Genomic DNA, 11147 nt, shown 5'->3' on the forward strand with positions numbered 1-11147 from the left:
CGCTAACTCACCGGCATTGCGCTGACCTGGTACTCAGGACCGTCCCGTACTCCGTCCACCGCGACTCGGTGCCCAGCCCCCGACCGGAACCTGTGCAGGCTCCGACGCACCCGCGACACGACTACGGCTGGGCCGATTGACCCCCGTCAACTCCCCTCCTCCCAGGTCAGTAGGTGGAGAGGAAGCTGTGCAGCACCCGGGCGCCGAAGGTCAGAGAGTCCACGGCAACGCGTTCGTCGGTGCCGTGGAACATCGACACGAAGTCCCCCCCGGGCGGCAGCCGCAGCGGGACGAAGCCGAAGCAGCGGATGCCGAGCCGGGAGAAGTGGCGGGCGTCGGTCGCGGAGGACATGCAGAACGGGACGAGGCGGGCGGTGTGGTCCTCGGCCAGGAGCGCGGCGGAGATCGCGTTGCCGAGGTCGCCGTCGAGGGTGTTCTCGTGGCCGTCTCCGCGCGGCACGACACGCGACGTGACCTCCGAGGGGATGAGCCGCCGCAGTTCGGCCAGGAACTCCTCCTCGTGGCCGGGAACGCTGCGACAGTCGATACGGGCGTGGGCGTGCGCCGGTATGACGTTGGGGGCTCCGCCGGCACGCAGGGCCACCGGGGTGGCGGTGTGGCGCAATGTCGCCCCGATGATCCTGCCGACCTCCCCGACGGCGGCGAGCGCGCTCTCCGGGTCGTCCGTCGTATCGCTTAGGCCGAACGCCTCCCCCAGCCGGTCGAGGAACTCCCGTGTCGTGGGCGTCAGCCGGAGGGGGAACGGGTGGTCGGCGATGGCCGAGACGGTGCGGGCGAGGACCTGGACGGCATTGCGGTCGTTGAGCATCGAGCCGTGCCCGGCCAGCCCGTTCGCGGTCAACTCCAGTGTGAAGGCGCCCTTCTGGGCCGTCTCCAGCAGGTAGAAGGATCCGGTGGGGGTCGGCACGCTGAAGCCGCCGACCTCGCCGATCGCCACGTCGCAGTCCGCGAGGAGGTCCGGGTGGCGCTCCATCAGCCAGGCCGCGCCGTGCGTGCCGCCGTCCTCCTCGTCCGCGACGAAGGCGAGCACCACGTCACGGCGTGGTGCTCGGCCGGCCGCCCGCATCGCCGTCACGGCGTCGAGGATCATCGCGACCATGTCCTTCATGTCCACGGCGCCGCGACCCCACACGTAACCGTCCTTCACCTCGCCGGAGAACGGGTGCACCGTCCAGCCGGAGGGATCGGCCGGTACCACGTCCAGATGGCTGTGCACGAGCAGCGGGGGCAGTCCCGGCTCCCGGCCCGGCACTCGGACCACCACGTTGGTGCGGCCCGGGGCGCCCTCCAGCATCAGCGGCTCCAGGCCTACCGCGGCGAGCCGCTCGGCGACGTACTCGGCCGCCTCCCGCTCGGGCCGACTGCCGACCGTGGTGTCCAGGCGTATCAGGTCGGAGCAGTACTGCACGACGCGCGAGGCGGTGAAGGTCTCCTCGGTGGTGGCCATGTCCGTTCCCCTTCGGGTCATTCATCGGGAGGATCCGGGAGCCCGGTGCGGTCGGGCTCCGGCTGAGGGCGCTTCTGCGGGGAAGGCGGTCAAGGGCTCATGGGGCGGCCCCGGCTCCCGTCCCGGACACGTCGAAACCACCGCGCTTGAAGACTTCCAGCAGGACGGTCACGTCGGTCTCGCCCACACCGTCCAGGCCGCCCACGACACCGGTGAGGAAGTCCTGGAGGTGGGCGTGGTCGCGGAGCGCGACATGAGCGCAGATCTGGTAGTCGCCGGTGATCGAGACGAGCGTCATCACCTCGGGCCGCTCCGAGAGCGTGCGTCCGACGGCGTCCAGGTGGCGGTAGGCGACGTTCAGCCACAGCAGCGCCTCGGTGGAGAGCCCGAAGAGCAAGGGGGCGACGTCCCCGCGGATCCGGATGACCTGCTGATCGAGGAGCGAGGCGAGCTTGCGTGAGGCGGTGGCCTGGCTGACGCCGAGTTCGGCGGCCAGCCGCGTCGTCGACATCCGGCCGTCCTGGGCGAGGAGCGCGGCCATCCGCAGTTCGTCCGGATGCAGTTCCACCTCGCCGCGCCGGGCGCCGAAGGGTGCCCGGGACGGCTGCCGCAGGGCGGCGCCCTCGGCGGCGGTGAGCGTGCCGACGTTCCACTCGTGGCTGCCGGTGTAGAAGCGCAGCACCGGATGGGAGGAGGAACTGCGCACCTGCGGGGGCAGCCCGTCGAAGAGCAGGGCGCGCAACGAGTCGTTGCTATCGGGGATGACCTCCACGAAGTGGTCGAAGGAGCCGAGGAGCGCCATCACCGTCCGGGTCTCGGTGAGCCGGCAGAGGCTTTCCGCGATCTCCCGGCCGTGGCCGGTTCCCCCGCGCAGCCGGAGCAGCACCGGCGCAGGACGGCCGATCAGCTGGGTGTCGAGCAGTCCGACCACGCGGACCAGACCCGCCTCGAGGAGTCGCTGGCCACGGCGCGCGGCGGTGCGCTCGGAGAGGCCGAGAACCTGGGCAATGTGATCCCAGGGGGCTCGGCCGTGGAGTTGGAGGGCCGAGGCGATCCGTCGGTCCATGCCATCAGTGGCGTCAGCATTCGTCATAAGCGTCTCCATAACGTCGAAAGCATGCAGGGAATGCTACCCCCTTGACGATTTGATGCATCGATGCCAAAGTTACCGACGCATCGCACACCGTGGTGAAGGGGGAACCGGTGGAACGGGTGGCGCACGTGGGAGTCGGCATTCCTCAGGGGCCGGCGAACGACGGTCCTGGGGGGTCCGGCTCGACGAAGGCAAGCGAGGCTCGCGGCAAGGGGGGCGATCCGGCGGGCACCGACGGCTCATTAGCGACCCCCGCGCCCGGTACCCCGGCCGCCCCGGCCGCTCCCGGCAGGCGCAATCTCGTCGCCGCGACCGTGGGCAACGCCCTGGAGTGGTACGACTGGAACGTCTACGCGCTGATGGCGCCGTTCTTCGCGACGAGGTTCTTCGTCTCGGGGAGCGCTGGCACGGCATTGCTGTCCTCGCTGGCGGTGTTCGCGGTGGGCTTCGTGGCCCGGCCGGTCGGCGGCCTGGTGATGGGGGCGATCAGCGACCGGCGCGGCCGGCGCACGGCCATGCTCCTGTCGATCGCGCTGATGGCGGCGGGCAGTCTCGTCATCGGGCTGACCCCAGACCACGGCACGATCGGTGCCCTCGCACCCATCCTCCTGGTGGTGGCTCGACTGGCCCAGGGCCTCTCCGCCGGAGGCGAGTTCGCGGCGGCGGCAGCCTATCTCGTGGAGTCCGCTCCCACGGGACGCAAGGGGCTCTACTCCAGCTTCCTCTACATCGGCAACTTGATGGGCACGCTCCTCGCCGCGGGGCTCGGCGCGCTGCTCGCCCTCGTGCTGGACGGGGAGGCGATGGGCTCCTGGGGATGGCGTGTTCCGTTCCTGGTCGGCGGCGTCGCGGCCCTGCTGCTCGCCGTGCTGCGGCGCGGCATGGACGAGACACTCGGCCAGGAAGCCCGGCGCGCGGCGTCGCGCGACCACCTGTTGGCGCCGCTGAGGCGCAACGCGCGGTCCGTCGTCACCCTGTGCGGCATCACCGCGGGCGCCACCGTCGTCTACTACACCTGGATCATCGGGCTGCCCGCCCACGCCGCGGCGGAGGCGGGCGTCAGCCGGGGCCGCGCGCTGCTCGCCACCACGCTCGCCCAGTTGGTCCTGCTGATCGCGTTGCCGGCCGCCGGCGCACTCGCCGACCGGATCGGGCCACGGCGCATGGTCATGGCCTTCGCCGGCGGATTCGCCGTCACCTGCGTCCCGCTCCACGCCCTCGCCGGAGTCTCCTTCGGCGGCCTGCTCGCCGCGGAGATCGCCGGACTGATTCTCTTCAGCGGTTACGGCGCCACCGCCGCCCTGGTGATGGCGGAACTCTTCCCGCAGGGCGCCCGGGGCACCGGCATCGGGCTGCCCTACGCGGCGACCGTCGCGGCCTTCGGCGGCACCGCGCCCTACGTCAGCCTCTGGGCCACCGAGCACGCCCCCGATATGGCCTTCCCCGCCTACATCACCCTGCTGTGCGTGGTCACCTTCCTCGTCGCCCGCTTCCGTCTCGCTCCCGACCGGCCCGCCCCGGCCCTGCCGGTCGACCGCCGCCCCGGGGCCTGAGGCCCGAGGCGCCCGCGGCGTACGTGCCCGGCGGGCGCCCGCGGCGCACTTGCCCGGCCCCACCCTCCGTACGCCCTCCTCGCACGCGCACTTTCCCTCCTCTGACCGCCCCTCAGCACCGGAGACGCCATGCCTCTCGACCTCGCCACCAAGACAACTGACGACATCGCCGCCCTGCGCTCCCGTATCGACACCATCGACAGCGAGATCAGCGCTCTCGTGGCCGAGCGGCGCGAGCACTCCCACAGCATTCAGCAGATCCGTCTCGCCGGCGGTGGACCGCGCACCCAGCTCAACCGGGAGAACGAGGTCATCGCCCACTACACCGACCGCCTCGGCTCCGCCGGCACCGCCCTGGCCCACCTCCTGCTCACCACCTGCCGCGGCACTCTGCAGGCCGCCGGGCAGAGTGCCGCCGATGTCGCCGGGGAGCGCCGCGCATGACGATCGGTCCCGAAGTGGTCGCGTCCTACGCCGGCGTGGCCCTGCTCGGAGCGATGTCACCGGGCCCCGACTTCGCCCTGGTCAGCCGTTTCGCGGCGCTTAGGGGGCGGCTCGCAGGCCTGGGGGCGGCGGCAGGTGTCGCCGCGGGCATGGCGGTCAACACCGCCGCGGCCGTCGTGGGCGTCGGCGCCGCGCTCGCCGCCTCGCCCACCGTCTTCCGAGCGATCACGCTGGCCGGCGCCGCCTACCTCTGTTACCTCGGCGTACGTTCCCTGCTCGCGGCCCGCGCGACGGACGGCGGCGGTCTCCAGGACGCCGACACCGGGGACGGGGAGAGCGGCGTCCGCCGGGCCGCCTTCCGGCAGGGCCTCATCACCAACGTGCTCAACCCGAAGTCGATCGTGTTCCTCGTCGCGCTGCTCCCGCAGTTCCTGACGGACCACTCGACGTGGGCGGACAAGTCGGTGCTCGGTGTCATTACCGTCCTCATGGTGCTCGTCTGGTTCAGCGCGGTCTCCCTCGCCGTCGGCGCCTTCCAGGCCGCCTTCCACCGCCCCGCCGCCCGGCGCGCCCTCAACATCGCAACCGGCCTGGTCCTCATCGCCCTCGCGCTCGTCATCGTCCTGACCTCCTGACCACCATCCATCCAACCCCCGAGCTGGAGGGGAGAAACGTGCCCGCACAACCTTTGTACGACGTCTTAGCCGTGGGTTGCGGCCCTTCCAACCTCAGCCTCGCCGCCCTCGCCACCGAGATTCCCGGCCTCCGCCTCGCCGTGCTGGAGCGCGACACCGCGATGCACTGGCACCCCGGCCTCATGTTCCCGGGCGCGAAGCTCCAGGTCTCGCCCTGGAAGGACCTCGTCAGCCTCTCCTCCCCGACGAATCCGCACTCCTTCCTCAACTACCTGGTGTCCAGCGGGCGCGTCCACCGCTTCCTGGTCAGCTCCCGCAGCGCGGTCAACCGCAAGGAGTTCGAGCAGTACTACGCCTGGGCCGCCGACCGGATCGGTTCGGTCCACTTCGGCCAAGAGGTCCGCGCCGTCGAGCGCGCCCCTGAGGGCTTCCACGTCCACACCGCCGACGCCACCTGGAGGACGCGCAACCTCGTGCTGGGCGTCGGTCGACACCCTCATGTCCCCCCGCACACACGGCGGTTTCTCGGCGCCGACGTCTTCCACGCCCACGACTACCTCAAGGCCCCACGCCGTACGGCAGGAGCCCGGGTGCTGGTGGTCGGTGGCGGCCAGAGCGCCGCCGAGATCGTGCACCACCTGCTCTCCGCTCCCGGCGCGCTGCCCTCCGAACTGGTGTGGGCGACCGGCCGGATCGGCTTGCCGCCGCTCGACGACTCCCCCTTCAGCAACGACTGGTTCACCCCCGGCGGGGTACGGCATTTCCACCGTGCCGGACCCAAGGTTCGCGCCCGGCTGCTCGACACGCTCCAGTCCACGAGCGACGGCGTCAGCGAGGGCCTGCTCGCCGACATCTACCACCGCCTGTACGAGCTGGACTACCTGGAGGACACCGCCTTCGGCCACGCCGTCCTGCCCGGCTACCGGCTCGTCCAGCTCGGCCGGCGCGAGCCTGGCTACGAGGCCCTGCTCTCCGGGATCGAGCCCGGGGACGAGCGCCCGGCCGCTGTGGACACCGTCATCCTCGCCACCGGGTACGCGAACGACGCCCCCGGATTCCTCGCCCCCCTCCTGCCCGAACTGCCCCGCCACGACGACGGCACGTTCCGGGTCCGCGCCGACTTCCGCCTCGACATGCCGACCGCAGGAGCCGCGGAACCCAGGTCGCTCGTCGGCACGGGCGGCATCTGGGTGCAGAACGCCGCCCGCCACAGCCACGGCCTCGCCGACCCCAACCTCAGCCTCTCGACCTGGCGCAGCGCCACCATCCTCAACTCCCTCACCGGCCGCGAGGCGTTCAGGACCCAGGGCTTCGACACCACCTTCGCCTTCGGACCGCACCCCGCCGACGGCGGACCCGCCCCCGCGCTCCATCGGCCTTCCCCGCTCGCCGCGGCGAAAGGAGTCCCCCTCCCGTGATCACCACCCCCCATGTCCTCCGCGCGCGAACCGCCGAGGACATCGCCCACCTGCCCCGCACCGGAGTGCTCGGCGCCGAGCTGCAACTCGACGGCGACGGCACCACCTTGCTGGAGTTCGTCCTGCCGGACCGCTTCCCCGGCGGCCCCGAGGTGCCCGTCAAGGTGAACTGGTGGAGCCTCGATCCGGGCGAGAGCACACCGGCCGAGAGCCACCGCGTGCACGAGATGTGGCTGGTCTCGGCCGGCGAGGCCGACCTGCGGATGGGCGACGACGTCATCCGGGTCCGCGCCGGACAGAGCGTCTTCATCCCCTCCGAGGTACGCCACCAGGCCGTCAGCCGGGGCCCCGGGCCACTCGTGGGCTTCGCCGTCTGGTGGGAGCCCAGATGACCGCCCCCCGAGCCGACCTGCTGATCGTCGGCGGCGGCGTCACCGGGATCACCGCCGCCTGGACGGCCGCCCGCCGCGCACCCGGCTCCAGGATCGTCCTCGTCGACCGGGGCGAGCCCGGCGCCGGCATCACCGCGTACTCCGCCGCCCTGATCGTCCCGTACGCCCCCGACGCCGCCCACCGCGCGCTCATGAGCGCGGCGAGCGAGCTGTTCGCCGCCGCTCCGCTCGCCGGCTTCCAGCGGACCGTGCCGATGGTCTTCGTGGTGCCGGAGCACACCGCCGCCGACGTGACGGGCCGCTTCCTCGGCGGCCCGCTCACCACTGCGGACGGCCACCGGCTGGCCGCGCTGCGCGCCGCCTACCCCGGCCTGCGGACGCGCGCCGGCGAGACGGTACTGGACGCGGGCGACCGGTGCACGGTCCTCGACGTACCCGGCTGGATCGCGACCGTCCTCGGCGGCGCCCTGCCCGGTGTGCCCGCGCCCGAGGTGCTGACCCGCACCACCGTCACCCGCGTACGCCGAGACGGCGAAGGCTGGGCCGCCGAAACGGCGGGAGGGCCCGTCCTGCGCACCCGCCGGGTCCTGCTCGCGACCGGCCCCTGGGCGGCCCCCGGGGTCGTTTCGACGCCCGGCGCGCCCCCGGCGCCGCCGCACGCCACCACCGCCAAGCTGGTCGCCGCCCTCCACCTGCGCCCCGGTTCGGTGACCGACCGGCCCGGCACCCCGGGGATCGTGTTCCTGGACGACGACCTGTTCGTCCTGCCCGGGCAGGTCCCGTTGGTGAGCTTCGCCGCCCGCCGCGTGCTCGGCGAGGGCGAGGCCCCCGCCGCCGGACTGCCCGACGACGAACGGGCCGAGGGCCTCCGGGTTCTCGCCCGCAGGCTGCCCTCGCTCGTCGGCGAGGTCACCGGCGGCCGGTGCTTCCCCGACGCGTACGCCCCCGGCCGGCTGCCCGTGACCGGACGGGCGGCCGGCGCCCCCGGCCTCGCCTGGATCACCGGCGGCTCCGGCTCGGGCGTCCGTTTCGCCCCCGCCCTGGCCGAGCGTGCCGTACGGCTGCTCGACGCGCCCCCGCGGCCCCGCGACGGTGCCGGCGCCCACCACCCCCTCGCACTCCCCGGAGCCACCCCATGACCGAGCACCCGCTCCGGCCGACGGACGCCCCCGCCCTGCTGCTCGTCGGCGGGGCCGCCGCCGGAGGCCACGGAGCCGACTCCACCCGGCGCACCATCCGCGCCGCCCACGCCCTCGGCCTTGCCGTCCACCTCACCGACCTGCCCGAGGCGCTCGCCGCCGCGCCCGCCATCACCGCCCTCGCCGACCGGGTCTCCGCCCTCGACCACGAACGGCCCGAGACCTGCGCGCGGTGGGCGCGGTCCGGCGCCGCCGGGAACGTGCGCGCGGTCTTCAGCTCCCGCGAGTACGCCCAGGAGGGGGCGGCGGCCCTCGCCGACGCCCTGGGCCTGCCGGGTAACGACCCGGCGGTGGTCGCCACCGTGCGCCGCAAGGACCGCTGCCGGGTGGCTCTCGCCGCGGCCGGATTCCGACAGCCCGCCGTGCGGTTGTGCCATGACCTGGGACAGGCGCGGGAGTTCGCGGCGGGGCGGCCGGGTCCCTGGATCGTCAAGCCCCGCGACGCGATGGGCAGCCTCGGTGTCGCGCTCGTGGAGACGCCCGGGTCGCTCGACGGCGCGGTGGCCGGCTTGCCGGACGCCGGACCGTTCCTCATCGAGGAGTACGTCTCCGGGCCCGAGTTCAGCGTCGAGGGCGTGCTGACGGGCGGCCGGCCCATCGTCCTCGCCGTCACTGCCAAGCACGTCACGCCACCGCCGCTCTTCGTGGAGCTGGCCCACGCTCTGCCCGCCCCGGTCGCCCCCGAGGTCCACCGGGGGCTCGCTCAGGAGGCCGCCGCCGCGGTCACCGCGCTGGGGCTGCGCCACGGGGTCTTCCACGTCGAGGGCTGGTGGACGTCCGACGGCCCGGTCCTCGGCGAGGTGCACACCCGCTTCGGCGGCGACTGGATCCACCTGATGCTCGAGCACGTCGTGGACGCGGACGTCTCCAACGCCGTCCTGCGCGACCTGCTCGGCCTGCCCGTGCCGGACCTGACGCCGCCCGACCCGGCCGCGCCGGGGCGCGGCGCGGCCGTCCTCTTCCCGACTCCGCCGCCCGGCACTGTGGAGGCGCTGCACGGCTGGGACCGGATCGCCGGTCTGCCCGGTGTGCTGCACGCCGACCCACAACTCGCCCCCGGCGACACCGTTCCACCCCTCACCGATTCCGCGGCACGGCGCGGCGTCCTCGTCACCGCAGCCGAGGACGCACGGTCCGCCCTGGACCTGGCCCGCCACCTCTCCGCCGGCCTCGGGACGACCCTCGTTCCGTAGGTCGGCGCGGCGACCGCGCCCGTGCCGCCCTTCTTCACCTTCTCGCTCGCACGACATCAACAGGAGCACTGATGCACAGCACCTTGCACGACGCCACCCTCGTTGCGGAGAACACCGAGGTCATCCAGCAGATCGACCCGCTCTTCGACGTGTTGTCCAGGAACGCGCCCGTCCGATCCGACCTGGTGCGGCTGGCGGCCGGAACCCTGGCCGCGGTCCGCATACCCGGGCACCTCCCGGCCGAGCGCTGCGCCGCGCTCATGAGCGCGCTGGACAACGCCGACTTCGACACGTACGACGAGCGCCGCATCTTCCCGCCGGTGACCAAGTTCGGCCCGGCTGTCTTCGACTACTACCTCGACGACACCATCCGGCCCGAGTACTGGGAGCACGCCGAGCAGTCCCGGTCCACGTGGAAGCGGATCGTGGGCGAGGACGACCCGCTGGAGACGCTCATCGCGGAACTGGGCCGCATCTGGCAGGGCCCCGTCGGGCCCGCGACCGTCGACGGGCGCGAACTCTTCGTCGGCATGGCCCGGGAGCTGACCGGCGGCGCCCGGATGCACTTCGACGAGCTGATGCGGGAGTTCCCCGGCGTCATCGACCAGGAACTGGTGGCCCAGTTCGGCTTCAACTGCTATATCAGCGTTCCTGAGGACGGCGGCGAGCTCGTCGTCTACCGCCGTCGCTGGAAGCCCAGCGACGAGCAGGAGCGCATCGGCTACGGCTGGGCCGAGAAGGTCGCCGCCGCCGAGCCCCGCGTCCTGGTCAAGCCGACGGTGGGCGACTCGGTCTGGTTCGACTCGCGCAACTATCACGCCATCAACCCCAACACCGCCGGGCGGCGCCTCTCGCTGGCGTTCTTCTGCGGTGTCACCACGGAGAACAAGCTCGTCCTGTGGTCCTGAGGTGACGCCCGGGGGCCGGTTCTCGAACCGGCCCCCGGGCGTCCCGCCGCCCCATCCCGATCCGAAGGAAGAACATCCCGTGCGCACCCGCCTGCTGCATCGCGAGAACCCCTACCTGCGTGACTTCGAGGCCACTGTGGTCCACGTCGGCGAGGAGACTCTGGAACTCGACGCGTCCGCCTTCTACGCCCGTGGCGGCGGGCAACTGGGCGACCAGGGCGTCCTGGGCGGCCACCGTGTGCTCGACACGATCAAGTCCGCCGACGGGCTGGGCGTCGTGCATGGGATGGAGTGGAACGGCGCCCCGCCCTCCGTCGGTGACCTGCTCACCGGCCGCGTGGACTGGGAGCGCCGCTACCCGATGATGCGGCTGCACAGCGCCCAGCACCTGCTGTGGCTCGCGCTCACCGCCGAGTACGGGCCGGAACAGCAGGACCGCGGGGGCGAGATCAGTCCCGACAAGGCCCGGCTCGACGTGGCCTGGGAGGCGTCCGAACGCCCCGACGCGGCAGCGCTCACCGCTCGGCTCGCGGACCTCGTGGCGGCCGACCTGCCCATCGAGCGGTACGCCACCGATGTCGAGGGTGAGCGCTGGGAGTGGGCCATCTCCGGGCACCCGCCGATCCCATGCGGCGGAACCCACATCCGCTCGACGGGCGAGACCGGTCCGCTCGCCGTCACGGTCAAGGGCAAGGGGCGCGGCACCGTACGGCTCACCGTCAGCCCCGCCGGCTGACCCGCCGTCAGACCGACTGGCTGACCCCCGGCTGATCACCTCCTAATGCTTTTGTCAAGCGGCCGCAGTGACAGGGAGTTCACGTTGGAAGCGCTTTCCGTCACGAAT

The 11147-nt window shown here is 72.8% G+C and carries 11 protein-coding genes; 9 read left to right on the forward strand and 2 right to left on the reverse strand.

Translation table 11 applies throughout. The features are described 5' to 3' along the window. Window positions 1–166: 166 nt before the first annotated feature. Both J7E94_RS18345 and J7E94_RS18350 read right to left on the reverse strand, forming a co-directional pair. Window positions 167–1468: a M20/M25/M40 family metallo-hydrolase gene (locus tag J7E94_RS18345; protein WP_215016671.1), complete on the reverse strand. Its 1302-nt coding sequence runs from the start codon at window positions 1466–1468 to the stop codon at window positions 167–169. 97 nt (window positions 1469–1565) lie between these two features. Continuing rightward, window positions 1566–2561, reverse strand: a complete 996-nt coding sequence (locus J7E94_RS18350) for an Lrp/AsnC family transcriptional regulator (protein ID WP_215016673.1) — start codon at window positions 2559–2561, stop codon at window positions 1566–1568. A 110-nt stretch (window positions 2562–2671) separates the two neighbouring features. Between J7E94_RS18350 and J7E94_RS35740 the strand changes: the two genes are divergently transcribed. From J7E94_RS35740 to J7E94_RS18395, 9 genes are all read left to right on the forward strand, one after another. Further along, complete coding sequence (locus J7E94_RS35740; RefSeq protein WP_308345267.1) at window positions 2672–4114, forward strand: MFS transporter; 1443 nt, start codon at window positions 2672–2674, stop codon at window positions 4112–4114. A 129-nt stretch (window positions 4115–4243) separates the two neighbouring features. Then, window positions 4244–4558, forward strand: a complete 315-nt coding sequence (locus J7E94_RS18360; RefSeq protein WP_215016675.1) for a chorismate mutase — start codon at window positions 4244–4246, stop codon at window positions 4556–4558. Continuing rightward, complete coding sequence (locus tag J7E94_RS18365) at window positions 4555–5193, forward strand: LysE family translocator (RefSeq protein ID WP_215016677.1); 639 nt, start codon at window positions 4555–4557, stop codon at window positions 5191–5193. Before J7E94_RS18360 ends, J7E94_RS18365 begins: the two co-directional genes overlap by 4 nt. A gap of 38 nt (window positions 5194–5231) precedes the next feature. Further along, window positions 5232–6611: a lysine N(6)-hydroxylase/L-ornithine N(5)-oxygenase family protein gene (locus J7E94_RS18370; protein WP_215016679.1), complete on the forward strand. Its 1380-nt coding sequence runs from the start codon at window positions 5232–5234 to the stop codon at window positions 6609–6611. Continuing rightward, window positions 6608–7003, forward strand: coding sequence for a cupin domain-containing protein (locus tag J7E94_RS35450; RefSeq protein WP_215016681.1), 396 nt, complete (start codon window positions 6608–6610; stop codon window positions 7001–7003). Before J7E94_RS18370 ends, J7E94_RS35450 begins: the two co-directional genes overlap by 4 nt. Next, window positions 7000–8142 carry an FAD-binding oxidoreductase gene (locus J7E94_RS18380; RefSeq protein ID WP_215016683.1) on the forward strand — a complete coding sequence of 381 codons (1143 nt, stop codon included), beginning with the start codon at window positions 7000–7002 and terminating at the stop codon, window positions 8140–8142. Before J7E94_RS35450 ends, J7E94_RS18380 begins: the two co-directional genes overlap by 4 nt. After that, window positions 8139–9395, forward strand: coding sequence for an ATP-grasp domain-containing protein (locus J7E94_RS18385; protein WP_215016685.1), 1257 nt, complete (start codon window positions 8139–8141; stop codon window positions 9393–9395). Before J7E94_RS18380 ends, J7E94_RS18385 begins: the two co-directional genes overlap by 4 nt. Window positions 9396–9466: 71 nt before the next feature. After that, window positions 9467–10303, forward strand: coding sequence for a 2OG-Fe(II) oxygenase (locus tag J7E94_RS18390; RefSeq protein ID WP_215016687.1), 837 nt, complete (start codon window positions 9467–9469; stop codon window positions 10301–10303). Between the two features lie 79 nt (window positions 10304–10382). Beyond that, on the forward strand, window positions 10383–11039 hold the full coding sequence (locus tag J7E94_RS18395; protein WP_215016688.1) for an alanyl-tRNA editing protein: 657 nt from the start codon (window positions 10383–10385) through the stop codon (window positions 11037–11039). Window positions 11040–11147: the final 108 nt, after the last annotated feature.

The organism is Streptomyces sp. ISL-94 (assembly GCF_018614075.1).
GTDB lineage: Bacteria > Actinomycetota > Actinomycetes > Streptomycetales > Streptomycetaceae > Streptomyces.